The organism is Pseudomonas sp. lyk4-R2A-8, from assembly GCF_030209095.1.
GTDB classification, from domain to species: domain Bacteria; phylum Pseudomonadota; class Gammaproteobacteria; order Pseudomonadales; family Pseudomonadaceae; genus Aquipseudomonas; species Aquipseudomonas quebecensis.
The window spans coordinates 181,143-204,097 of the sequence record NZ_JARVSS010000002.1 but is presented as its reverse complement, the minus strand read 5'-3'; the positions used below and the strand labels follow the sequence as shown (position 1 = coordinate 204,097).

Sequence of the window (22,955 nt, the reverse complement as noted above, 5' to 3'; positions counted from 1 at the left end):
CTTAGTGCTGCAGGATTTTCTCGAGGAAGTGCTGCGCGCGCTCCGAGCGGGCGCTGATGTCGCCGAAGAACTCTTCCTTCGGGCAGTCTTCGATGATCTTGCCGGCGTCCATGAAGATCACGCGGTCGGCCACTTTACGCGCGAAGCCCATTTCGTGGGTCACGCACATCATGGTCATGCCTTCCTGGGCCAACTGCACCATCACGTCCAACACTTCGTTGACCATTTCCGGGTCCAACGCCGAGGTCGGTTCGTCGAACAGCATGACGATCGGGTCCATGGCCAGGGCGCGGGCAATCGCCACACGTTGCTGCTGGCCACCGGAGAGCTGGCCAGGGTGCTTGTGGGCGTGTGCCGACAGGCCGACGCGCTCAAGCAGTTGCAGGCCTTTCTTGGTGGCCTCTTCCTTGCTGCGGCCGAGCACCTTGATCTGCGCGATGGTCAGGTTTTCGGTGATGGTCAGGTGCGGGAACAGCTCGAAGTGCTGGAACACCATACCGACGCGCGAGCGCAGTTTCGGCAGGTTGGTCTTCGGGTCGGCGATGGAGGTGCCATCGACGACGATGTCGCCTTTCTGGAACGGTTCCAGCGCATTCACGCACTTGATCAGGGTGGATTTGCCCGAGCCGGACGGCCCGCACACCACGATCACTTCGCCTTTTTTAACCTCGGTGCTGCAATCGGTCAGCACCTGGAAGTCGCCATACCACTTGTTGATGTTCTTGATAGAGATCATACGGCAAACCTTTTTTGCAGACGCTTGACCAGCAGCGAGGCGGAAAAGCTGATGATGAAGTAGACGACACCGGCGAAGATCAGGAACTCATTGGAGCGGCCGATGATGTCGCCGTTGGAGCGGGCGGAGTTGAGGAAGTCCACCAGGCCCACGGTGTAGACCAGCGAGGTGTCCTGGAACAGGATGATCGACTGTTGCAGCAGCAACGGGGTCATCTTGCGGAACGCCTGGGGCAGGATGATCAGGCGCATGGTCTGGCCATAGGTCATGCCCATCGCCTGCGCCGCCGCCATCTGGCCCTTGGGGATCGACTGCACGCCGGCCCGCACGATTTCACAGAAGTACGCGGCTTCGAACATCATGAAGGCCACGACGCAGGAGGTGAACGCACCGATCGGGGTGTCTTCTCCGGTGATCCAGCGCAGCACGAACGGCACCGCGAGGTAGAACCAGGTAATCACCAGCAACAGGGGGATCGAGCGGAAATAGTTCACATAGGCGCCGGCCAGCCGCGACAGCAGTTTGCTGGACGACAGGCGCATCAGCGCGAGGAGCGTGCCCAGGATAATGCCGCCGACCACGCCCATGACCATCAGCTTCAAGGTCATGACCATGCCGTTCCACAGGCCCGGTATGGCGGGGATGATGCCGCTGAAATCGAGTTCCATTATTTACCCCCCACGGAGATCAGGCCGGGCACTGCGACTTTCTTCTCGACCAGGCGCATCAGCAGCATCAGGCTCATGTTCAGGGTGAAGTAGATCAGCGTGGCCAGGGTGAAGGCTTCGAACAGGTTGGCCGAGAACTCGGCGGTCTGTTTGGTTTGCGCCAGCAGTTCCATCAGGCCGATCAAGGACGCCACGGAGGAGTTCTTGAACACGTTGAGGAATTCCGAGGTGAGCGGCGGAATGATGATGCGGTAGGCCTGGGGCAGCAGCACGTTCCAGTAGATCTGGGGCAGCTTGAAGCCCATGGCGCGCGCGGCGGATTCCTGGCCACGCGGCAGCGCCTGGATACCGGTGCGCACTTGCTCGCACACACGGGCGGCGGTGAACAGGCCCAGGCACACGACGACGCTCAGGTAGGCCGAGGTGGTCGGGTTCAGGTCCTGCTTGTACCAGTCCTGCAGGTTCTGCGGCAGCAGGTCGGGCACCAGGAAGTACCAGATGAACAGCTGCACCAGCAGCGGTACGTTGCGGAACAGCTCCACGTAGCAGGTCGCGATGCCCGATACCAAACGGTTCGGCACGGTGCGCATGACCCCCAGAATGGAGCCCAGCAGCAAAGCGATGATCCATGCCACGACAGCTATGGCGATGGTCCAGCCCAAACCGGCGATGTACCAGTCGAGATAGGTCTCGCTGCCCACGCCGGTGGACTTGAAGAACACGCCCCAGTCCCAGTTGTAATTCATTAGGGTCTCCCCTCGAAATCGATCGATGTACAAGCACCCGCTTGGGGAAAATCCATTCCCGCCTGACGTTGAACGCCAGGCACACGCGATCGGCTCGAAAACCGCCAGGTCGAGTGTTCCAAGTTAAAACCAGCAGGTAGTAGCAGACGCCTGAGGGAGGGTTGGCTCCCTCAGGAGATAAGGTTAGTCAGCTTTTAGATCTTTACTTCCGGAGCCGGCTTGTCGGTCGGGTTCTTAATCAGTTCCTTGACCTTGTCGCTCATCGGGAAGTTGAGGTTCAGGCCTTTTGGTGGAACCGGGCTTTCGAACCATTTGGCGTAGATCTTGTTGATCTCACCGGATTTGTACAGGCCGATGATGGCGTCATCCACGGCTTTCTTGAACGCTGGATCGTCTTTGCGGACCATGCAGGCGTAGGCTTCGAAAGACTGTGGGGTACCGGTGATGACCCAGTCATCCGGCTTCTTGGCCTTGGCTTCTTCGCCGGCCAGCAGGGCGTCGTCCATCATGAACGCTACCGCGCGACCACCTTCGAGCATCTGGAAGGATTCGCCATGGTCTTTGGCGGAGATGACGTTCATGCCCATCTGCTTGTCGGCGTTCATCGACTTGATGATGCGCTCGGACGTGGTACCGGCGGTGGTCACCACGTTCTTGCCTTTAAGGTCGGCGAAGTCGGCGTAGCTTGGCTTGCCGTCCTTGTCCTTTTTGACCAGCAGGCGCGTGCCGATTTCGAAGATGTTGGTGGTGAAGGCGACTTGTTGGGCGCGTTCGGCGTTGTTGGTGGTGGAACCGCACTCGATGTCGACGGTGCCGTTCTGAACCAGTGGAATACGGGTCTGCGAAGTTACCAGGTTGTACTTGGCCTGCAGATCGGGTTTGTTCAGGTCTTTTTTCAGGGCTTCAACGATGGCCAGCTGAATGTCGTGGGAGTAGCCCACAGGTTTGCCCGAACCATCCGCGATATAGGAAAACGGGATGGAGCTGTCGCGGTGCCCGAGGGTGATGGTGCCGGAGTCGTTGATTTTCTTCAGAGTGCCGGTGAGTTCGGCGGCAAAAACTGGAGTGCTGATCAGAGCAGCAGCGATAGCTGCGCCCAGGATATGGGGAACGATGCGCATCAATACTTCCTCGACATTTGTTTTTTTTATGAAGCCAGCTAAACGGCTCTCTTGTACAGCGAATGTCCGTGACGGCTCCTGAGGCGTCTCGGCAATCGTCCAAGAGTGTAGAGCATGAGTCGTGCCAGGCTCGAAACAAAAGCTTAAATATATGATTTACATAAAGATTAAGTTTGTATGATAGGTTTTTTCCAGCGCTGCGATCCGGCAAACCGAATAGCTCGGGGTGTGGCGTTCGGAAATCCGAATGGTCCTGCAGTGGCCCGGGTACGAATTCCTACGTGAGCACTGCAAAAACGCCGCGTTTATTCCGAATAAACGCGGCCTTCCGGGGGGAGCGAGCAAGCTCGCTCAGTACAGCGCGGTCATCAGGCCGCTTCGATCTTGCTGCGGTTCTGCTCAACCTTGGAGAGGTAACGCCGTACGCCTTCCTGTTCCTGTTCGGTGGTGAACAGGCCGAGCTTAGTCCGGCGCCACAGGATGTCATGGGCCTGGGTGGCCCATTCTTCAGCGCACAGGTAGTCGACTTCGCGGGTGTACAGGCCACCGCCCAAGTGCTCGCCCAGGTCGGCCAGGGATTGCACGCCCTCCAGCAGGCGCCAGGTGCGGCTGCCGTAGGTGGTGGACCAGCGACGCGCAATCTCGCTCGGCACCCAGTCGAACCTGGCGCGAATCGCCTCGGCCAGCGCTTCGGGCGTGCTCATGTCTTCGCCGCCCGGCAGGCTGGCCGTGGCGGTCCAGCTCGGGCGCATCTGCGTGAAGTACGGCGCCAGTTGGGCCATGGCCGATTCGGCGAGCTTGCGGTAAGTGGTCAGCTTGCCACCGAACACGGACAGGATAGGCGCCTCGCCGGTGCCCCCGGACAGTGCCAGGGTGTAGTCGCGGGTAATTGCCGACGGATTGTCCGACTCGTCGTTGCACAGCGGGCGCACGCCGGAGTAGGTGTGCACGATGTCATCGCGGCTCAGTTGCTTCTTGAAGTGAGCGTTGACCACTTGAAGCATGTAGTCGGTTTCGCCCTCCGTGATCGCCACTTTCGCCGGGTCGCCGGTGTATTCGCGGTCGGTGGTGCCGATGATGGTCAAGTGGTTCAGGTAAGGAATGGTGAAAACGATACGCTGGTCTTCGTTCTGCAGGATGTGCGCGTGAGCGCCTTCGTACAGTTTTGGCACGATCAGGTGGCTGCCCTGAATCAGACGAATGCCGTAGGGCGAATCCAGTTTCAGGTCGTCCTTGATGAACTTGGCCACCCATGGGCCGGCAGCATTCACCAACGCGCGCGCGCGGATCGAGAACAGGCTGCCGTCGGCACGTTCCATGTTCATTTCCCACAGGCCCTTGCTGCGATGGGCGCTGATGCAACGGGTCTGAGTGTGGATATGGGCGCCTTTTTCACGGGCGGCCATGGCGTTGAGCACTACCAGCCGGGCATCGTCGACCCAGCAGTCGGAATACTCGAAACCCTTGGTGATTTCGCTTTTCAGCGGGCTGTCCGGGCCGAACTTCAGGCTCTTGGAGCCCGCGAGTTTTTCGCGCTTGCCCAGGTGGTCATAGAGGAACAGCCCGGCACGAATCATCCACGCCGGGCGCAGGTGCGGGCGGTGCGGCAGGACAAAACGCATTTGCTTGACGATGTGCGGCGCCTTGGCCAGCAGCACTTCGCGTTCGGCCAGGGCTTCACGCACCAGGCGGAATTCGTAATGCTCGAGGTAGCGCAGGCCGCCGTGGATCAACTTACTGCTGGCGGAAGAGGTGTGGCTGGCCAAGTCATCCTTTTCGCAAAGGAATACCGACAGCCCGCGACCGGCTGCGTCTGCTGCAATGCCGACGCCATTGATCCCGCCACCGATCACGGCAACGTCATAGACTTCGGCAAGCGGTGGAGCAGGCAAGGTAGAAGGGTTCATCGGCTGGCCTCGCGATCTTTTCGTATTGGAATTCGAACATTAATGTTCATTTGCGAAAATGGTAGCTGATAAACGCGGGCACAGCCACCCGACTTCGATTGAAAAAACTCATCGAAGGGCGAGGAAAGGAAAATTTGTGAACATGAGCCTGTATCAGGCTCAACCTATGTGGGGCGGATCGATCGCTTTCGGGGGCAAGCCCCCTCCCACATTTTGGTGGGTGAACCCATTCGAGGTGGGAGAGGGTCCTACACGACTTCCAGCCGAACCTTATGCTGATTCAGCAACTGCACCAGCGCCGGCACCGGCTCCTGATCAGTTACCAGGCAATCCACCAGGCTGATTGGCCCCAGGCGAATCATGGCATTGCGCCCGAATTTGCTGGAATCCGCCGCCAGTATCACTTGCCGCGCATTGGCGATGATCGCCTGGGACACGCGCACTTCCTGGTAATCGAAGTCCAGCAGGCTGCCGTCCTCGTCGATGCCGCTGATGCCCACCAGCGCGAAGTCGACCTTGAACTGATTGATGAAATCCACGCTTGGCTGGCCCACCACGCCGCCGTCGCGTCGCACATTGCCGCCGGTGAGCAGCACGTCGAAGTCGTCCTTGGCGCTGAGCATGGTGGCAACGTTGAGGTTGTTGGTGATGATTTTCAGATGGTTGTGGTTCAGCAGCGCACGGGCAATGGATTCGGTGGTGGTGCCGATATTGATGAACAGCGAGGCGTGATCGGGGATCTGGGCGGCGATGGCTTCGCCGATGCGTTGTTTTTCATCGCGCATCTGATCGGCACGCATGGCGTACGCAGTGTTTTCGACGCTGGAGTCATAGGCCGCGCCGCCGTGGTAGCGGCGCAGCAGATTGGCGTCCGCCAGTTGATTGATATCGCGGCGGATGGTTTGCGGGGTGACAACGAACAACTGCGCCATTTCCTCGATACTGACGTAGCCGCGCTCGCGGACCAGTTCGAGGATTTGTTGCTGGCGGGGAGGCAGATTCATGGGGCGTCCTTTGGGCTGCCATACAAAAGTGGCCCATGATGACGCAGGAATCTGCTCCCTGCCAGTTACAACCCGACGTTGGCTTATTCAGCGCCTTCGTGGGGCTCCCAGTCACGGGTGCGGCTGACCGCTTTCTGCCAGCCGACGTAGAGCTTTTCCTTTTCCTTTTCGTCCAGCTGAGGTTCGAATTCGCGCTCGATCACCGCCTTGCCACGCAACTCGTCCAGGCTGCCCCAGAAGCCGCAGGCCAGGCCGGCCAGGTATGCGGCGCCAAGGGCTGTGGTTTCGCGCATTTGCGGGCGCTCCACCTGGGTGCCGAGGATGTCGGCCTGGAACTGCATCAGGAAGTTGTTGGCCACCGCGCCGCCATCCACGCGCAGGGCTTTGAGGCGTTCGCCGGAATCCTGCTGCATGGCGTCCAGTACGTCGCGGGTCTGGTAGGCAATCGACTCCAGGGCGGCACGAATAATGTGATCCACACGTACGCCACGGGTCAGGCCGAACAACGCGCCACGGGCATAGGGGTCCCAATACGGTGCGCCCAGGCCGGTGAATGCCGGCACCAGGTACACGCCGTTGCTGTCCTTGACCTTGCCGGCAAAGTATTCGGTGTCATGGGCATCGTTGATGATCTTCAGCTCATCGCGCAGCCACTGCACGGTGGAACCGCCGTTGAACACGGCGCCTTCCAGGGCGTAGGCCACTTCGCCACGCGGGCCGCAGGCGATGGTGGTGAGCATGCCGTGCTTGGATTTCACGGCCTTGTCACCGGTGTTCATCAGCAGGAAGCAGCCGGTGCCATAAGTATTCTTGGCCTGGCCGGCTTCCACGCACATCTGGCCGAACAGCGCGGCCTGCTGGTCACCGGCGATGCCGCCGATGGCGATGCCGCTTTTGGTGCGGCCGTAGATTTCCGACGAGGACTTCACTTCCGGCAGCATTTCGCGCGGGATGTCGAGGATCTCCAGCATCTTCGCGTCCCACTCCAGCGAGTGGATGTTGAAGAGCATGGTGCGCGAGGCGTTGGTGTAGTCGGTGACGTGGGTTTTGCCGCCGGTAAATTTCCAGATCAGCCAGCTGTCGACGGTGCCGAACAGCAGTTCGCCGTTGCGTGCACGCTCGCGGCTGCCTTCGACGTTGTCGAGGATCCACTTGAGCTTGGTGCCGGAGAAGTACGGGTCGGTGACCAGGCCGGTAGTGTCGCTGATGTACTGTTCGTGACCGTCGCGCTTGAGCTGTTGGCAGATCTCGGTGCTGCGACGGCACTGCCAGACGATAGCGTTGTAGATCGGGCGGCCGGTGACTTTGTCCCAGACCACCGTGGTTTCCCGCTGGTTGGTAATGCCGATGGCGGCAACCTGGTCATGGTGCAGGCCGGCCTGGGCCAGCGCTTCGACCATCACCGCGCTCTGAGTTGCGAAGATTTCCATCGGGTCGTGTTCGACCCAGCCCGCCTGCGGATAATGCTGGGCAAACTCGCGCTGGGCGGTGCAAACCACGTTGGCGTCACGATCAAAGATGATTGCCCGCGAACTGGTGGTGCCCTGGTCGAGGGCAATGATGTAGTTCTTATTCTGAAGGTCGGTCATGTCGATTGCCTTGAACGAAATAGGAAGTCAAAAACCAGCCTGGGCCGCGAAGGGCAGGGCGCCAGGCCGGCGCTTTCAGGAAATACGGGTATTACCGTTGACAGCCGTGTCAGGTGTTTCAATTACCGCAGGCGCGGCGCTTGGCAGATGGCGGGCAATCAGCCCGCGATAGGCAGCGGCACCGAGGCATGCACCCACAATCGGCGCGAAGATCGGCACCAGGAAGTAAGGAATATCGCGTCCGCCAGTAAGGGCCATTTCACCCCAGCCGGCGAAAAAGGTCATCAGCTTCGGCCCCAGATCTCGCGCCGGGTTCATTGCGAAACCGGTCAGTGGTCCCATGGAGCTGCCGATCACCGCGATCAACAAACCGATCAGCAGCGGCGCCAGCGGGCCGCGTGGCAGGCCATTGTTGTCATCGGTCAGGGCCATGATCACGCCCATCAGGATGGCGGTGATGACCATTTCCACCAGGAATGCCTGGGCGGTACTCAGCAGGGCGTGGGGGTAGGTAGAGAACACCGACGCCAGTTCGAGGCTGGCTTGAGTGCCGCGCACCAGGTGATGGGTTTGTTCGTAATCGAAAAACAGATTGCTGTAGAGGGTGTACACCAGGGCGGCGGAGCAGAAAGCGCCGGCGATCTGGGCGAGGATATAGAACGGCAGTTTGCGCTTGTCGAAATCAGCGAACAGGCACAGGGCGATACTGACCGCCGGGTTGAGGTGGGCGCCGGAAATCCCGGCGCTCAGGTAGATCGCCATGCTCACGCCGACCCCCCAGATGATGCTGATTTCCCACAAGCCAAAGCTGGCGCCCGCAACCTTGAGCGCAGCGACGCAACCGGTACCGAAGAAGATCAGAAGCGCAGTGCCCAGAAACTCGGCCATGCATTGGCTTGAAAGTGAAGGCTGTTGAAGAGCAGTTGTCATGGAAAACCTCAATTGTTTTTCTTGTCTGGCGTTTGGCCTCGTTGGGCCTGGCGCGATTTTCACCGTGGCGGGGATCCCCATCTCCGTCACGGCTTACTGCTCGAATGCGTAGGATTATTTCCACGGTATTCGGAAACGAAAAAATATAGACAAGAATGACCGCTGTCAAAGGTCGAAAGTGAACTGTCAGTCACTTTCAAACTATTGGTCTGATGAATGATCACGTCGCCGTAGCGTGGCGCGTGCCAAGGCAGGCGGCGCACTAGAGCGTTTTGTGCGGGGTTGGCTTAGAATTGGCCATCCGTTCGCCACGCCTGGAGCGTCCATGACCCCTGCATTGGATCTGTTGAAAAAAGTTCGCGCCGAACATCGCATTCACAGTTACGAACACGACCCCAAGGCCGCCTCCTATGGGCTGGAGGCCGCAGAGAAATTGGGCCTTGACCCGGCGCAGGTGTTCAAGACGCTGCTGGCCAGCAGCGAGAAAGGCGAGTTACTGGTGGCCGTAGTACCGGTCGTCGGAAGTCTGGACTTAAAGGCACTGGCTCATGCGGCGGGGGTCAAGAAAGTCGAAATGGCCGATCCTGCGGCGGCGCAGCGTTCGACCGGTTATTTGCTGGGCGGCATCAGCCCGCTGGGGCAGAAAAAACGCTTGCGTACGTTTATCGATGTGACGGCGCAGCCGTTCGCGACGATTTTTGTCAGTGCGGGCAGGAGAGGGCTGGAAGTGGAGTTGCCCGCCGCGGTGCTGGCGGAACATACCCAGGCCAAGTTCGCCGAGATTGGCCGGACGTAATTCAAGTAGCCGGGAATCCAATGTGGGAGGGACGTTCCGCCCTCCCACCTATTTATCAACTGACAGGGCTGTAGCGCCGTACGCCGGATTCGACTTGCGGAATCTGCGCCGCAACGCTGCCTGACGCCTGGAACAGCACCAGGTGTTCAGCCGCAACACGAATGCCCACCTCCGTGCCCACCTGATGATCGGCATGGCTGGGAAAAATCGACTCCAGCTGTGCGCCGGTCGGCAGTTGCAGGCGGTACAACGTCGATGCACCGAGGAAAGTCTTGCCGACAATCCTTGCCTTCAACGCGCTGTCCGGCGCATAGACGATGTCATCCGGGCGCAGCAACACATCCACTGCGCCTCCGGTGGGCCATGTGTAGGCACGGTTGCCGCGCAGGTCGCCCAGTTCGGTACTCACGGATTCCGGCGAACTCAACTGCCCGCGAATGAAGTAGCCCTGGCCGATAAAGCTGGCCACATAAGGCGTCTGCGGTTCGTGATAGAGGTTATAGGGCGTGTCCCACTGCTCGAGGCGGCCTTCTTTGAACACACCTACCTGATCGCTCACGGCGAAGGCTTCTTCCTGGTCATGGGTGACCAGGATCGCACTGGTGCCGCGCGCCTTGAGGATATCGCGCACCTCATGGCTGAGTTTGCGGCGCAATTCGCCATCAAGGTTGGAGAACGGTTCGTCCAGCAGCAGCAATTGCGGCTCCGGCGCCAAGGCGCGGGCCAGGGCCACGCGTTGTTGCTGACCGCCGGAAAGCTCGTGGGGGAAGCGCTTGCCCAGGTTTTTCAGATTGACCAGTTCCAACAGCTCGGCGACCACGCGTTCTTTGTGCGGATGCTTGCGAATGCCAAAGGCAATGTTGTCGGCCACGCTCAGATGAGGAAACAGCGCGTAGTCCTGGAACACCATGCCGATGCGACGTTTCTCCGGAGCGAGTGTGAAGCCGGCACTGGAGATGACCTCGCCCGCCAGGCTTATTTCGCCCTCGTGCACCGGCTCGAACCCGGCAATTGCACGAAGCGTGGTGGTTTTGCCGCAGCCAGAGGAGCCTAGGAGGCAGCCGATGTCACCGGCATTGAGGTGCAGGTTGAGGTTCTGCACCACCCGTTGGTCTTGATAGCCGCATGCCAGGTTGCGCAGGTTCAGCAGTAATGAATGGCTCATGCGTGGTGGTACGCCGGCTCGACCAGGAATTCGAGCAGCGCCTTTTGCGCATGCAGGCGGTTTTCAGCCTGATCCCAGGCGACCGAACGCGGGTCGTCGAGCAGGTCGAGGCTGATTTCTTCGCCACGGTGCGCGGGCAGACAGTGCATGAACAGCACGTCCGTCGCGGCCAGATCGAGCAGGTCGCGGTTGACCTGATAGGGCGCGAACAGGGCCATGCGCTTGGCGGTTTCGTCTTCCTGGCCCATGGAGGTCCAGACGTCGGTGGTCACCAGATGGGCGCCGACCACGGCGTCTTTCGGATCGCGCAGCAACTGTACGCGCCCATCGGCCTTGGCCAGGAACTGGGCATTGGGTTCGAAACCTTCCGGGCACGCGATGCGCAGATGGAAGTCGAACTGGATCGCCGCTTCTATATAGCTGTTGCACATGTTGTTGCCATCGCCGATCCAGGCCACGGTCTTGCCCTGGATTGAGCCACGGTGTTCAAGGAACGTTTGCATGTCGGCCAGCAACTGGCAGGGGTGCAGGTCATCGGACAGGCCGTTGATTACCGGCACGCGCGAGTTGGCGGCGAATTCGGTCAGGGTGCTGTGGGCAAAAGTACGGATCATCACCGCGTCGAGCATGCGCGACATGACGATGGCGCAATCGCTGATCGGCTCGCCACGGCCCAGTTGGGTGTCACGCGGCGACAGGAAGATCGCCTGGCCGCCCAGCTGAATCATGCCGGCTTCGAAGGACAAGCGGGTGCGGGTGGACGACTTCTCGAAAATCATCCCGAGCACGCGGTTTTTCAAAGGCTCGAACAGTACGCCGCGGTTACGCAGGTCTTTAAGCTCAATGCCTCGACGGATCACACTGACCAGCTCTTCGGGCGTGCAGTCCATCAGCGAGAGAAAGTGCCTTGCGCTCATCATTAACTACCTTTTGCAACAGACCGCAGATTCTCAAAGCCTTGTTTATTGTGACAACGGGCGAGACCTGCGGCGGAAGCCGCACGGGGGCGACGAAATAGGGGAAGGCGCGATATTGACATTAAATGTCGCGTCTTACCAATAGGGGCTACGTTTTTAGGGGTGTTCAAGCAGGACGCCGAGGCGCGTTTGAAGACAATTTCCTGACAGCAGCGGGCCATTTGTACACTGGCGCTGCAACCTTTTGCAATGTGCGGGGGCGGGGCTGGGGCAGGCCGCGTCGGTTTCAGTGGGCCTGTGCCAGGTTCTGTAACATTTGCTCATGCTTACTCCCGCATGGCCCGGCCTGATGCCTGTCGATTCACGGCACGAACGATGCTGGCGCCCGCCGCGGCCACGGCCCATAGTCAGGCCAAAGCCCCTATAAAGAGACTGGCCATGACCAAGACTCTCCATCACCGTGCCTGCCATCTGTGTGAGGCCATCTGCGGCCTGACCGTGGAAACCACTCGAGCCGACGACGGCAGTCTGGCGATCACGTCGATCAAGGGCGATCCACATGACACGTTCAGTCGTGGTCATATCTGCCCCAAAGCCGTGGCGCTGCAGGATATCCAGAATGACCCCGATCGCCTGCGCCAGCCGATGCTGCGGGTGGGCAGCGAATGGCGGCCGATCCCTTGGGATGATGCGTTTGCCCTGGTCGCAGAGCGATTGGCGGGCATCCAGGCGCAGCATGGGCAGAATGCGGTCGCGGTTTACCAGGGCAATCCCAGTGTGCATAACTACGGACTGATGACCCACAGCAATTACTTTCTAGGCCTGCTCAAGACGCGCAACCGGTTTTCCGCAACGTCCGTGGATCAATTGCCCCATCACCTCACCAGCCACCTGATGTACGGGCATGGGTTCTTGCTGCCCATCCCGGATATCGACCATACCGACTTCATGTTGATCCTGGGTGGCAATCCGCTGGCGTCCAACGGCAGCATCATGACGGTTCCGGATGTGGAAAAGCGCCTGAAGGCGATCCAGGCCCGGGGTGGCAAAGTGGTGGTGGTCGACCCGCGACGCAGTGAAACGGCCGCGATTGCCGACCAACACCTGTTCGTACGGCCTGGCGGCGATGCGGCATTGCTGTTTGGCGTGCTCAATACTTTGTTCAGCGAGAATCTGACGCGCACCAGCCATTTGCCCGTTGAAGGCCTGGGTGAGGTACGCGATGCGATCAGCGGCTTTACCGCCGAAGCGATGAGTCGCCAGTGCGCTGTACCGGCCGCGCAGATCCGTCAATTGGCGCGGGATTTCGCAGCGGCGGACAAGGCGGTCTGTTACGGGCGCATGGGGGTGTCGACCCAGGCGTTCGGCACCGTGTGTCACTGGCTGGTGCAATTGATCAATCTGGTGACGGGCAACCTGGACCGTGTCGGCGGCGCAGTATGCACCTCGCCTGCGGTGGATCTGGTGGCGTCAACCGGCGGCGGTCATTTCAACCGCTGGCAAAGCCGGGTTTCCGGCCGGCCGGAGTACGGTGGCGAGCTGCCTGTATCGGCTCTGGCGGAAGAAATGCTTACCGAGGGCGAAGGACAAATCCGCGCCCTGGTGACGGTGGCCGGCAACCCGGTGTTGTCCACGCCAAACGGTCGCCAACTGGAGCAGGCGCTGGAGGGCTTGGAGTTCATGGTCAGCGTCGACCTGTACATCAACGAGACCACGCGCCATGCCGACCTGATCCTGCCGTCTACGTCGGCGTTGGAAAACGATCACTACGACACCACGTTCAATATGTTCGCGGTACGCAATGTCACCCGGTTCAATCGCGCGATCCTGCCCAAACCCGAGGGCGCGTTGCATGACTGGGAAATCTTCGTGGGCCTGGCCCAAGCGTTCGCGGCAAAGACCGGCGCCGCCCTGAAGCCGACCCTGCCGCCCGCGCAGATGATCGACTTCGGGCTGCGTGCCGGGGCGTACGGCGATGGCTCCAGCCATAACCTGTCGGTGGCAATGCTGGCGGACCATCCCCACGGCGTGGACCTGGGTCCGCTGCGGCCCAATCTGGCCACGCGGCTGAAAACGGCGGATGGCAAGGTGCAGGCCGCTCCGGCGGTAATTCTTGCTGACCTCGCGCGCTTCGCGGCGCAGCCGGTGCCGACCGCCGATGAGTTGCTGCTGATCGGGCGTCGGCATGTGCGCAGCAATAACTCCTGGATGCATAACTACCATCGCCTGGTGAAGGGCAAGCCGCGCCATCAGTTGCACATGCACCCCGACGATCTGGCCCGTCGTCAATTGCATGATGGCCAGCGGGTGAAGGTCAGCTCGCGTATCGGGATGATCGAGGTGGAGGTGGTCGCCAGTCTCGACATGATGCCGGGCGTGGTCAGCCTGCCTCACGGCTGGGGCCATGGCCGTCCCGGTGTGCGGATGAGCATTGCCAGCGAGCAGCCAGGGGCCAGCGCCAATGACCTGACCGACGAGCGGCAATTGGACGAGTTATCCGGCAATGCGGCCTTGAATGGCGTGCCCGTGCAGGTAGCGGCGGCGTAAGCTTGCCTGAGCACCGTGCTGGAATTTTGCGTTACAATGCGCCAAAGTGCCGACCTGTGAGTCGCAAAGTTCCTGCAGAGGTGTTCCATGGATATCATCGAAACGATCAAAGAGCAGATTGCCAACAACACTATTCTGCTTTACATGAAGGGTGCCCCGAACGCTCCTCAATGCGGTTTTTCCGCGAAGGCGTCCCAGGCCATCATGGCGTGCGGCGAGAAATTCGCTTACGTGGATATCCTGCAAAACCCTGAAATCCGCGCCAACTTGCCCAAGTACGCCAACTGGCCAACGTTCCCGCAACTGTGGGTTGCCGGTGAGTTGGTCGGCGGCAGTGACATCATCGTCGAGATGGCGGATGATGGTTCGTTGCAAGCGCTGATCAAAGACGCAGTGGCAAACGCGGCGGCCAAGACAGACGCTTGATTCGACCGCATTAAAAAGCCCCGCTTCTCGAAAGAGAGCGGGGCTTTTTTGTATCTGCCAGCGAAGGATTACTCACCCATTTGCGATTGCAGATAGTTCTCCAGGCTGACTTTATCGATCAGGCCCAATTGGGTTTCCAGCCAGTCGATATGCTCTTCCTGGTCTTCCAGGATGTCTTCCAACAGTTCACGGCTGCCGAAGTCGGCGCTCGCTTCACAGTGAGCGATGGCGGCCTTGAGGTCGCTGTGGCTCTTGCGTTCAAAGCCCAGGTCGCTGCTGAGCATCTCCTGGCTGTGCTCGCCAATGGTCAGCTTGCCCAGGTCCTGAACGTTAGGCAGGCCTTCCAGGAACAGGATGCGCTTGATCAGCGCATCGGCGTCCTTCATGGCCTTGATGGACTCTTTGTATTCACGCTTGCCCAGCTTTTCCAGGCCCCAATCGTCATACATGCGCGCATGCAGGAAGTACTGATTGATCGCGACCAGTTCATTGGCAAGGATTTTGTTAAGTTGCTGGATGACTGAGATGTCGCCTTTCATGACTGGGGTCCTGCCCTGTAATAGCTGTGTATAAGACGGAGTTTGAGCGGCGAACTCTTTGGTGTCAAACCTAAGTTATTGAATAATAAATGAAAATTAATCGGAATAAGAATGTTTGTGTTCCGCGTCTTGGCGCTAACTGTTTGAATTACAGACATAAAAAAACCGGACATCAAGTCCGGTTCTTTAAAACACGTCTGATCAGGCGTGTGTAAATTCTGCTGAATAGGGGAGTGCAGTCTGGGCTGTCTGTAACTGGGTCAGGGTTTCCCTTACCACTTGCTTGGCCAGGCAGGCGCATTTGCCGCACTGGCTGGCGACGCCGGTGGCTTCACGCACTTCCTTGTAGCTGCAGCAACCTTCGTAGATTGCTTCGCGGATTTTTCCGTCGGTGACGCCGGTACACAGGCACACATACATAAGGGAGAACCGTCGCGGGTTTAGGGCTTAAGTGCGTTGGATCTTAATGTTAACGAGAATGATTGTCAAAGTAGAATCGTGCACTTTTCGCGGGGCGGCCCTCGCGCTGACGAACGGTTTTTTCCGTGTATGATGGTCGGTCTTCACGAAGCGTGACCGCGTCACAGGCCTGTCGCTTGAACACGGCAGACTTTGTCCGGTCCCATTACTTCAATCTTCACCTATCAGGAGATACCCCATGAGCGTACTCGTCGGTAAACAAGCCCCGGATTTCGACGTACCTGCCGTCCTCGGTAATGGCGAAATCGTTGACAGCTTCAAGCTGTCTGAAGCCATCAAAGGCAAATACGGCCTGGTGTTCTTCTATCCGTTGGACTTCACCTTCGTCTGCCCTTCCGAGCTGATCGCCCTGGATCACCGCATGGACGATTTCAAGGCGCGCAACGTGGAAGTGGTTGCGGTGTCCATTGACTCCCATTTCACCCACAACGCTTGGCGCAACACTGCCATCAACGATGGCGGCATCGGCAAAGTCAAATACACCATGGCAGCCGACATGAAGCACGAGATCGCCAAGGCCTACGACGTTGAGTCCGAAGGCGGCGTGGCTTTCCGTGGCGCGTTCCTGATCGATGACAAGGGCGTCGTGCGTTCGCAGATCATCAACGACCTGCCGCTGGGCCGTAATATGGAAGAGCTGATCCGCCTGGTTGACGCGCTGCAATTCCACGAAGAGCACGGCGAAGTGTGCCCTGCCAACTGGAAAAAAGGCGACAAAGGCATGACTGCTTCCACCGAAGGTGTTGCGGCTTACCTGACCGAGAACGCTGGCAAGCTGTAAGCCAGGGTTGAGGTACAAAAAAACCGGTCTGTGAAGGCCGGTTTTTTTATGCGCAGGGTCTGGCTTCAGTCGCTGAAGTCTTCCCAGCCGCCCATCTGCTTCCAGCGATTGACGATGCCGCAGAACAGCTCGGCGGTCTTCTCGGTGTCATAGCGTGCCGAGTGGGCTTCGCGACCGTCAAAGTCGATACCGGCGGCCTGGCAGGCTTTCGCCAGTACCGTCTGCCCATACGCGAGGCCGGCAAGGGTGGCGGTATCGAAGCTTGAGAACGGGTGAAACGGGTTGCGCTTCATGTCCAGTCGCGCCACGGCGGCATTCAGGAAACCCAGGTCGAAGCTGCTGTTGTGGCCAACCAGGATCGCGCGTTTGCAGCCATTGGCCTTCAACGCTTTGCGCACACCGCGGAAGATATCGGTCAGCGCCGCTTCCTCACTCACAGCCATGCGCAGCGGGTGATCAAGCTTGATCCCGGTGAATTCCAGCGCGGCGGCTTCAATGTTGGCGCCTTCGAACGGCTCGACACGGAAGAAGTGGGTATGTTCCGGGAACACGAAACCCTGCTCGTCCATGCCGATTGTCGTGGCAGCGATTTCCAGCAAGGCATCGGTGGCGCAATTGAAGCCACCGGTTTCTACGTCGATGACAACCGGCAGATAGCCACGAAAACGCTCGGCCATCGGGTGACGGGAACCGCCGCCATTGTGCTCGTGTTCGTCGTCGTAATGGTCTTCACTCACTTGCTTTCCTCCAGCAGGCGCCAGCGCAGTGTTTCACCGGCGCGCAGCGGGATGACAGTCAGCTCGCCGAACGGCAGGCTGGCAGGGGCGGTCCAGTCTTCACGGACCAGGGTGATGCGGTCGGTGTTGGCCGGCAGGCCGTAAAAACGCGGACCGTTGAGGCTGGCAAAGCCTTCGAGCTTGTCCAGCGCATTACGCTGGTCGAACGCTTCGGCATACAACTCGATCGCGGCATAGGCGGTGTAGCAACCGGCACAGCCGCACGCGGCTTCCTTAGCGTGCTGGGCGTGAGGTGCCGAGTCGGTGCCGAGGAAGAACTTCGGATTACCGCTGGTGGCGGCATCCAGCAGGGCGACCTGATGGGTGTTGCGCTTGAGGATCGGCAGGCAATAGAAGTGCGGCCGAATCCCGCCCACCAGCATGTGGTTGCGGTTGTACAGCAGGTGATGCGCAGTGATGGTCGCGCCGACGTTGGCCGGGGCCTCGGTGACGAACTGCACGGCATCGGCCGTGGTGATGTGCTCGAACACCACCTTGAGCGTCGGGAACAACTCGACCACGCGGCGCATATGCTCGTCGATAAAGATCTTCTCGCGATCGAACACGTCCACATCGCCACGGGTGACTTCACCGTGGATCAGCAACGGCATGCCGACTTCAGCCATGGTTTCGATGGCCGGCAGGATCTTGTCGATGCTGGTCACGCCGGAATCGGAGTTGGTAGTGGCCCCGGCCGGGTACAGCTTGGCGGCGTGTACGAAACCGCTGGCCTTGGCCTGGCGAATTTCTTCGGGCTGGGTGCGGTCGGTCAGGTAGAGCACCATCAGCGGTTCGAAGCGGCTGCCGGCCGGGCGTGCCGCGAGGATACGCTGGCGATAGGCGTCGGCTTCGGCGGCATTACGCACCGGAGGAACCAGGTTAGGCATGATGATGGCGCGGCCAAACGTGCGCGCAACATCGGCCACGGTATGGGGCAACGCGGCACCATCGCGAAGATGAATGTGCCAGTCATCGGGACGCAGCAGGGTCAGGCGGTCGGACATTGGGGATTCCAGGCGGGTCAATCTGGTGGGAATGCTACCGGAAAAGACTCGTGCAGGCACTCGCTATCAAGTTTTGCAGGATGCGACCGATAGCTCTGGGTATGCCTTAACGATGTATGACGCTTTGAAGTGTTGTAGAAACCAGTGGAGCCTCCCGTGCGCCAGCATTATCTAGCCCTGCTCAGTGTGTTCGCCAGCCTGCCTGCGATGGCACTCACGTTCCAGACCCGTCTGGAGAACATTGAGTGGAAGGTGGAAGGCGATCAGTTCGAGTGCCGCCTGACCCAGCCGATCACGGATTTCGGATCGGGTGAGTTCGTGCGCCGGGCCGGCGAGCAGGCAACATTTCGACTCAAAGCCTATAACGGTTCCCTGGGCGCAGGATCGGCCACTTTGCTGGCCGCTGCGGCTCCGTGGCAGCCGGGGCGCGGCGATATTAACCTGGGAGCGGTGCGCGCCGGCAGCGGCGATGTCCTGTTCAACAGTTCCCAGGCCCAGGCGGGGCGTCTTTTTACGGGCTTGCTCGAGGGCCGCTCACCCACCGTACGGCATTACGGGCGTGAAGGCGGTTATTCGGAAATTCGTTTGCTGCCGGTGAAATTCAACAAGGCCTACAGTGACTACCAGCTGTGCACAGCCAAATTGCTGCCGATGAATTACGATCAGGTCAAGCAGACCGAGGTCGGCTTCCCCGGCGGTGGCATCGAGCTGGATGCGGCTGCCAAGCAAAAGTTGTCGGTGATTCTGGCGTTCATGAAGGCGGACCCCACCGTCAACCATATCGAGTTGAACGGCCACTCGGACAACAGCGGCAATCGCCTGACCAACCGCGATGTCTCGCGCCGACGCGCGTTGGCGGTCATGGACTACTTCAAGGCCAATGGCATCGCGGAATCTCAGATTACCTTACGCTTCCATGGCGAAAGCTATCCCTTGGCCCCCAACACCAATGCGGCCAACCGTGCCCGTAACCGCCGCGTGAATATTCAGCTGGAAAGGGTGGCCGCGCCGGAGAAACCGGCGCCCCAAGCGACCGCTCCGAGCAACCCGGCGCATACTTCCTGAGGTGCGACCATCGGTCGCCCCTTCGACATAATCTGTCGCTTTATCTTCATTTGCTGTCGCGCCCCTGTAAATTCACGGTTTTGATCGGTAGAATCGACGCCTTTCCGTACAACCCCGTGGAGTGATGGCATGGCCGACGTAAACAAGGTCGTTCTCGCGTATTCCGGCGGCCTGGACACTTCGGTGATCCTCAAGTGGCTGCAGGATACTTATAACTGTGAAGTGGTGACCTTCACCGCTGACCTGGGTCAGGGCGAAGAGGTCGAACCTGCACGTGCCAAGGCGCAAGCCATGGGCGTGAAAGAGATCTACATTGACGACCTGCGCGAAGAGTTCGTCCGCGATTTCGTTTTCCCGATGTTTCGCGCCAACACCGTCTACGAAGGCGAGTACCTGCTGGGTACCTCCATCGCACGTCCGCTGATCGCCAAGCGCCTGATCGAGATCGCCAACGAAACCGGCGCCGACGCCATTTCCCATGGTGCTACCGGCAAGGGCAACGACCAGGTGCGTTTCGAACTGGGCGCCTATGCGCTCAAGCCTGGCGTCAAGGTAATCGCGCCGTGGCGTGAATGGGACCTGCTGTCCCGTGAAAAGCTGATGGACTACGCCGAAAAGCACGCGATCCCGATCGAGCGTCACGGCAAGAAAAAATCTCCGTATTCGATGGATGCCAACCTGCTGCACATCTCCTATGAAGGTGGCGTGCTGGAAGACACCTGGACCGAGCACGAGGAAGACATGTGGCGCTGGACCGTCTCCCCTGAAAAGGCGCCGGATACCCCGCAGTACCTGGAGCTGACCTACCGTAACGGCGACATCGTGGCGCTGGACGGCGTGGAAATGACGCCTGCCACCGTACTGGCCACCTTGAACCGCATCGGCGGCGAACACGGTATCGGTCGCCTCGACATCGTGGAAAACCGTTACGTGGGCATGAAGTCCCGCGGCTGTTACGAAACCCCCGGCGGCACCATCATGCTGCGCGCTCACCGTGCCATCGAATCCATCACCCTGGACCGCGAAGTGGCTCACCTCAAAGACGAGCTGATGCCCAAGTACGCCAGCCTGATCTACACCGGCTACTGGTGGAGCCCTGAGCGCCTGATGCTGCAACAGATGATCGATGCGTCCCAGGCTCACGTAAATGGCGTGGTACGTTTGAAGCTCTACAAGGGCAACGTGATCGTCACCGGGCGTAAGTCCGACGAGTCGTTGTTCGACGCCAACATCGCCACCTTCGAAGAAGATGGCGGCGCTTATAACCAGGCGGATGCGGCGGGCTTTATCAAGTTGAATGCGCTGCGCATGCGTATCGCTGCCAATAAGGGCCGCTCGTTGTTCTGAGTGAACCCGTTGTGAAAATGGCCCCTTTTCAAGGGGCCATTTTTTTTGAGCTTTTTTAGCCATTGTTCGATGTTTATTCCTGTTTAAAAAACAAGTCCTTGGTTCAAATAATGCCTATCAGACTAGAGGGCGTGTATGAGCTCCATAAGCTTTTTGTAGGAATTAATTATTTTTTTATGTCCATGTAGGAACTGGTCTTACAGGAAATTCACTCATGTAAACGTAATGACCTGTAAGTCATAGAAAGTTCTGTAGGAAAAATGGATGTAAATAAATATGTTGAATGGAACTGAAACAATCAGATATTTGCTGCGTGCCGCAGCTTCCCGTGCCTGCGGGCAAGGGGCATTTGCTGAAAGTCCTGTGCGCCGCGTTTACCTCAAGCCCCTCTCTCAAAGGAGATTTCACTCGAAATATGTAAAACCCCGGAAAGGTCTGAAAGGCTCCATAAAACTGGATACATCCGAGTTGGTGTTTTTTTGTAGGGCAATTCCTTTATCGTTGTGGGTTGGGTCTCTGCTTGCTGTTGCTCGGGGGGGAGCGCTATGCCAACTAGGAAACGACTAGGCTATTGTGCTTGCTCTGAATAATTCGAACAGCGAAATTGGACTTTCTCATGAATAAAGTGCTGATCGTGGATGATCATCCTGTCATTCGTCTTGCTGTGCGTATGCTAATGGAGCGTCATGGTTATGAAGTCGTTGCCGAGACTGATAACGGTGTCGATGCGTTGCAACTTGCACGGGAACATATGCCGGATATCGTCATACTGGATATTGGAATTCCCAAACTGGATGGGCTGGAAGTTATATGCCGCTTGTCTTCCACCAAGCAACCTTCACCGTTCAAGGTGCTGGTACTCACCTCTCAGGCCCCTGGCCATTTTTCAATGCGCTGCATGCAGGCGGGGGCCGCCGGGTATGTATGCAAGCAACAGGACCTGACCGAGTTGCTCAGTGCGATCAAGGCTGTCCTGTCGGGCTACAGCTATTTTCCGAACCAGGCGCTCAACTCGGTGCGCTCCACCATAGGCAACGCCAGTGAAGCCGACATGGTCGAACGCCTGTCCGGGCGCGAGATGATGGTGTTGCAGCAATTGGCCCGCGGCAAGACTAACAAAGAGATCGCCGACGGCATGTTCCTCAGTAACAAAACTGTCAGCACCTACAAGACTCGCCTGCTGCTCAAGCTCAATGCCCGTTCCCTGGTGGATCTGATCGAGCTGGCTCAACGCAACGGTCTGGTCTAGAGGAGGGCGCAACACCCTGCGTGCTCAGGGTGTCCGGCAGAAAAAAGCCTCCGTCAGGGAGGCTTCCGGTCGTCGACCGCTTGATCAAAGGTCGAAGTCGTAATCGGCCAATTGTTTCTGCAAGCGTCGCTCTTCCAGAAGATTGTCGATGGTGCGGCGTTTGCTCAGATTGGTCTTGGCCACTTCCGCAACAGGTGCATCAGTTCCATCTTCCTCCGACTCCACAAGGTCGTCTTCGATTTCCAATTCTTCTTTGCCAGTGCTCATAAGGTTAACTCCAGGCTAAGACTGCCGTTGGCGCTCCTTATAGCGATAATCTGCGAATGGGTAAAAAAGATTTTTTCAATCGAAGGATATGGAAAGTCAACAATTCCTCAATCGTCAGAAGTCTTGTCTTTGTATTCACACAAATCTTCGATCTTACAGCTGCCGCAGCGCGGCTTTCTGGCCTGGCACACGTAACGCCCGTGCAGGATCAGCCAGTGGTGGGAATCGAGCAGGTAAGGCTTGGGCACGAACTTCATCAGCTGCTTCTCCACCTCCACTACGTTTTTCCCGCGAGCGATACCGGTGCGGTTACTGACCCGGAATATATGCGTATCCACGGCCATGGTCAGTTGTCGAAAGGCGGTGTTGAGCACCACGTTGGCGGTCTTGCGGCCCACGCCTGGCAGGGCTTCCAGCGCTTCACGAGTCTGCGGTACTTCGCTGCCATGCTGTTCAACGAGCAAACGACAGGTTTCAATCACATTCTTGGCCTTGCTGTTGTAAAGGCCGATGGTCTTGATGTATTCCGACAGCCCTTCAACCCCCAGGGCATAGATGGCTTCGGGGGTATTGGCCACGGGAAATAACTTGGCCGTGGCCTTATTGACCCCCACATCTGTGGATTGGGCTGACAGAATCACCGCAATCAGCAACTCGAACGGTGACGAGTAAGCCAGCTCCGTCTTGGGTTCCGGATTGTCTTCGTGGAGCCTGCGAAAAATTTCCAGGCGTTTTGCGGCATTCATGGGGCGAAGTGTTCCTTACAGGCGGTCAGCGGGATGTCGAGTGGGGCACCCCTATGTGGGGGGGCCTATGGACGACAGTTCAAGCAGAATAAACCCGACGGGCATCAATGTGATGTCTGAGGCTGCGCGTCGAAAGGCCAATGGCGCCA

General features: G+C 58.8%; 23 protein-coding genes. 7 read left to right on the top strand and 16 right to left on the bottom strand.

Annotated elements, in window-relative coordinates:
- Position 1: 1 nt before the first annotated feature.
- The 8 genes from QRN10_RS02230 to QRN10_RS02195 form a co-directional block, all read right to left on the bottom strand.
- A complete protein-coding gene (locus tag QRN10_RS02230; RefSeq protein WP_042560754.1) occupies positions 2-736 on the bottom strand; it encodes an amino acid ABC transporter ATP-binding protein in 735 nt (244 codons plus the stop codon).
- Entirely contained in the window at positions 733-1,404 is a 672-nt protein-coding gene (locus QRN10_RS02225) for an ABC transporter permease subunit (RefSeq protein WP_181080524.1), read from the bottom strand. Before QRN10_RS02225 ends, QRN10_RS02230 begins: the two co-directional genes overlap by 4 nt.
- A complete protein-coding gene (locus QRN10_RS02220) occupies positions 1,404-2,150 on the bottom strand; it encodes an amino acid ABC transporter permease (RefSeq protein ID WP_181080525.1) in 747 nt (248 codons plus the stop codon). Before QRN10_RS02220 ends, QRN10_RS02225 begins: the two co-directional genes overlap by 1 nt.
- A 194-nt stretch (positions 2,151-2,344) precedes the next feature.
- Positions 2,345-3,271: a glutamate/aspartate ABC transporter substrate-binding protein gene (locus QRN10_RS02215; RefSeq protein WP_181080526.1), complete on the bottom strand. Its 927-nt coding sequence runs from the start codon at positions 3,269-3,271 to the stop codon at positions 2,345-2,347.
- 368 nt (positions 3,272-3,639) lie between these two features.
- Complete coding sequence (glpD, locus tag QRN10_RS02210; protein ID WP_181080527.1) at positions 3,640-5,178, bottom strand: glycerol-3-phosphate dehydrogenase; 1,539 nt, start codon at positions 5,176-5,178, stop codon at positions 3,640-3,642.
- Between the two features lie 248 nt (positions 5,179-5,426).
- Positions 5,427-6,182 carry a DeoR/GlpR family transcriptional regulator gene (locus QRN10_RS02205; RefSeq protein WP_285427771.1) on the bottom strand — a complete coding sequence of 252 codons (756 nt, stop codon included), beginning with the start codon at positions 6,180-6,182 and terminating at the stop codon, positions 5,427-5,429.
- Positions 6,183-6,265: 83 nt separating this feature from the next.
- The gene (gene glpK / locus QRN10_RS02200) at positions 6,266-7,771 is read right to left on the bottom strand and encodes a glycerol kinase GlpK (protein WP_285427770.1); all 1,506 of its coding nucleotides are present in this window, start codon (positions 7,769-7,771) and stop codon (positions 6,266-6,268) included.
- Positions 7,772-7,846: 75 nt separating this feature from the next.
- A complete protein-coding gene (locus tag QRN10_RS02195; protein WP_034096127.1) occupies positions 7,847-8,701 on the bottom strand; it encodes an MIP/aquaporin family protein in 855 nt (284 codons plus the stop codon).
- A 325-nt stretch (positions 8,702-9,026) separates the two neighbouring features.
- Here QRN10_RS02195 and ybaK point away from each other — a divergent pair, with 325 nt between their 5' ends.
- A complete protein-coding gene (gene ybaK, locus QRN10_RS02190) occupies positions 9,027-9,497 on the top strand; it encodes a Cys-tRNA(Pro) deacylase (protein WP_253510745.1) in 471 nt (156 codons plus the stop codon).
- Between the two features lie 55 nt (positions 9,498-9,552).
- Here ybaK and QRN10_RS02185 read toward each other — a convergent pair whose 3' ends face one another.
- Both QRN10_RS02185 and argF read right to left on the bottom strand, forming a co-directional pair.
- Positions 9,553-10,662: an ABC transporter ATP-binding protein gene (locus QRN10_RS02185; RefSeq protein WP_181080530.1), complete on the bottom strand. Its 1,110-nt coding sequence runs from the start codon at positions 10,660-10,662 to the stop codon at positions 9,553-9,555.
- On the bottom strand, positions 10,659-11,579 hold the full coding sequence (gene argF / locus QRN10_RS02180) for an ornithine carbamoyltransferase (RefSeq protein ID WP_253510748.1): 921 nt from the start codon (positions 11,577-11,579) through the stop codon (positions 10,659-10,661). The genes QRN10_RS02185 and argF overlap by 4 nt, the downstream gene beginning before the upstream one ends.
- A gap of 438 nt (positions 11,580-12,017) precedes the next feature.
- Here argF and QRN10_RS02175 point away from each other — a divergent pair, with 438 nt between their 5' ends.
- A complete protein-coding gene (locus QRN10_RS02175; RefSeq protein ID WP_285427769.1) occupies positions 12,018-14,126 on the top strand; it encodes a molybdopterin oxidoreductase family protein in 2,109 nt (702 codons plus the stop codon).
- 87 nt (positions 14,127-14,213) lie between these two features.
- Complete coding sequence (gene grxD, locus QRN10_RS02170; protein ID WP_253510755.1) at positions 14,214-14,552, top strand: Grx4 family monothiol glutaredoxin; 339 nt, start codon at positions 14,214-14,216, stop codon at positions 14,550-14,552.
- A gap of 68 nt (positions 14,553-14,620) precedes the next feature.
- Here grxD and bfr read toward each other — a convergent pair whose 3' ends face one another.
- Together bfr and QRN10_RS02160 are read right to left on the bottom strand one after the other, a co-directional pair.
- A complete protein-coding gene (bfr, locus tag QRN10_RS02165) occupies positions 14,621-15,091 on the bottom strand; it encodes a bacterioferritin (protein ID WP_181080533.1) in 471 nt (156 codons plus the stop codon).
- A gap of 201 nt (positions 15,092-15,292) precedes the next feature.
- A complete protein-coding gene (locus tag QRN10_RS02160) occupies positions 15,293-15,511 on the bottom strand; it encodes a bacterioferritin-associated ferredoxin (protein WP_083351544.1) in 219 nt (72 codons plus the stop codon).
- Positions 15,512-15,749: 238 nt separating this feature from the next.
- On the opposite strand from QRN10_RS02160, the gene QRN10_RS02155 reads away from it, so the two are divergent.
- Positions 15,750-16,352 carry a peroxiredoxin gene (locus QRN10_RS02155; protein ID WP_003231418.1) on the top strand — a complete coding sequence of 201 codons (603 nt, stop codon included), beginning with the start codon at positions 15,750-15,752 and terminating at the stop codon, positions 16,350-16,352.
- 65 nt (positions 16,353-16,417) lie between these two features.
- Here QRN10_RS02155 and rnt read toward each other — a convergent pair whose 3' ends face one another.
- Both rnt and pyrC read right to left on the bottom strand, forming a co-directional pair.
- Positions 16,418-17,089, bottom strand: a complete 672-nt coding sequence (gene rnt, locus QRN10_RS02150) for a ribonuclease T (RefSeq protein ID WP_181080534.1) — start codon at positions 17,087-17,089, stop codon at positions 16,418-16,420.
- A complete protein-coding gene (gene pyrC / locus QRN10_RS02145) occupies positions 17,086-18,132 on the bottom strand; it encodes a dihydroorotase (RefSeq protein WP_181080535.1) in 1,047 nt (348 codons plus the stop codon). The genes rnt and pyrC overlap by 4 nt, the downstream gene beginning before the upstream one ends.
- 156 nt (positions 18,133-18,288) lie before the next feature.
- Between pyrC and QRN10_RS02140 the strand changes: the two genes are divergently transcribed.
- The 3 genes from QRN10_RS02140 (at position 18,289) to QRN10_RS02130 (ending at position 21,793) form a co-directional block, all read left to right on the top strand.
- A complete protein-coding gene (locus QRN10_RS02140) occupies positions 18,289-19,197 on the top strand; it encodes a flagellar protein MotY (RefSeq protein ID WP_181080536.1) in 909 nt (302 codons plus the stop codon).
- Positions 19,198-19,326: 129 nt separating this feature from the next.
- Positions 19,327-20,544: an argininosuccinate synthase gene (locus tag QRN10_RS02135; protein WP_034096138.1), complete on the top strand. Its 1,218-nt coding sequence runs from the start codon at positions 19,327-19,329 to the stop codon at positions 20,542-20,544.
- 616 nt (positions 20,545-21,160) lie between these two features.
- Positions 21,161-21,793, top strand: coding sequence for a response regulator transcription factor (locus QRN10_RS02130; protein WP_181080537.1), 633 nt, complete (start codon positions 21,161-21,163; stop codon positions 21,791-21,793).
- A gap of 84 nt (positions 21,794-21,877) precedes the next feature.
- On the opposite strand, the gene QRN10_RS02125 is transcribed toward QRN10_RS02130, so the two are convergent.
- Together QRN10_RS02125 and nth are read right to left on the bottom strand one after the other, a co-directional pair.
- On the bottom strand, positions 21,878-22,060 hold the full coding sequence (locus QRN10_RS02125) for a PA3496 family putative envelope integrity protein (RefSeq protein ID WP_253510761.1): 183 nt from the start codon (positions 22,058-22,060) through the stop codon (positions 21,878-21,880).
- Between the two features lie 107 nt (positions 22,061-22,167).
- Positions 22,168-22,806, bottom strand: coding sequence for an endonuclease III (gene nth / locus QRN10_RS02120; protein ID WP_181080539.1), 639 nt, complete (start codon positions 22,804-22,806; stop codon positions 22,168-22,170).
- Positions 22,807-22,955: the final 149 nt, after the last annotated feature.

Bases quoted from the DNA above. Each gene is read 5' to 3' on its own strand.
- QRN10_RS02230 (WP_042560754.1), bottom strand. From the start codon at position 736: ATGATCTCTATCAAGAACATCAACAAGTGGTATGGCGACTTCCAGGTG.
- QRN10_RS02225 (WP_181080524.1), bottom strand. From the start codon at position 1,404: ATGGAACTCGATTTCAGCGGCATCATCCCCGCCATACCGGGCCTGTGG.
- QRN10_RS02220 (WP_181080525.1), bottom strand. From the start codon at position 2,150: ATGAATTACAACTGGGACTGGGGCGTGTTCTTCAAGTCCACCGGCGTG.
- QRN10_RS02215 (WP_181080526.1), bottom strand. From the start codon at position 3,271: ATGCGCATCGTTCCCCATATCCTGGGCGCAGCTATCGCTGCTGCTCTG.
- glpD (WP_181080527.1), bottom strand. From the start codon at position 5,178: ATGAACCCTTCTACCTTGCCTGCTCCACCGCTTGCCGAAGTCTATGAC.
- QRN10_RS02205 (WP_285427771.1), bottom strand. From the start codon at position 6,182: ATGAATCTGCCTCCCCGCCAGCAACAAATCCTCGAACTGGTCCGCGAG.
- glpK (WP_285427770.1), bottom strand. From the start codon at position 7,771: ATGACCGACCTTCAGAATAAGAACTACATCATTGCCCTCGACCAGGGC.
- QRN10_RS02195 (WP_034096127.1), bottom strand. From the start codon at position 8,701: ATGACAACTGCTCTTCAACAGCCTTCACTTTCAAGCCAATGCATGGCC.
- ybaK (WP_253510745.1), top strand. From the start codon at position 9,027: ATGACCCCTGCATTGGATCTGTTGAAAAAAGTTCGCGCCGAACATCGC.
- QRN10_RS02185 (WP_181080530.1), bottom strand. From the start codon at position 10,662: ATGAGCCATTCATTACTGCTGAACCTGCGCAACCTGGCATGCGGCTAT.
- argF (WP_253510748.1), bottom strand. From the start codon at position 11,579: ATGAGCGCAAGGCACTTTCTCTCGCTGATGGACTGCACGCCCGAAGAG.
- QRN10_RS02175 (WP_285427769.1), top strand. From the start codon at position 12,018: ATGACCAAGACTCTCCATCACCGTGCCTGCCATCTGTGTGAGGCCATC.
- grxD (WP_253510755.1), top strand. From the start codon at position 14,214: ATGGATATCATCGAAACGATCAAAGAGCAGATTGCCAACAACACTATT.
- bfr (WP_181080533.1), bottom strand. From the start codon at position 15,091: ATGAAAGGCGACATCTCAGTCATCCAGCAACTTAACAAAATCCTTGCC.
- QRN10_RS02160 (WP_083351544.1), bottom strand. From the start codon at position 15,511: ATGTATGTGTGCCTGTGTACCGGCGTCACCGACGGAAAAATCCGCGAA.
- QRN10_RS02155 (WP_003231418.1), top strand. From the start codon at position 15,750: ATGAGCGTACTCGTCGGTAAACAAGCCCCGGATTTCGACGTACCTGCC.
- pyrC (WP_181080535.1), bottom strand. From the start codon at position 18,132: ATGTCCGACCGCCTGACCCTGCTGCGTCCCGATGACTGGCACATTCAT.
- QRN10_RS02135 (WP_034096138.1), top strand. From the start codon at position 19,327: ATGGCCGACGTAAACAAGGTCGTTCTCGCGTATTCCGGCGGCCTGGAC.
- QRN10_RS02130 (WP_181080537.1), top strand. From the start codon at position 21,161: ATGAATAAAGTGCTGATCGTGGATGATCATCCTGTCATTCGTCTTGCT.
- QRN10_RS02125 (WP_253510761.1), bottom strand. From the start codon at position 22,060: ATGAGCACTGGCAAAGAAGAATTGGAAATCGAAGACGACCTTGTGGAG.
- nth (WP_181080539.1), bottom strand. From the start codon at position 22,806: ATGAATGCCGCAAAACGCCTGGAAATTTTTCGCAGGCTCCACGAAGAC.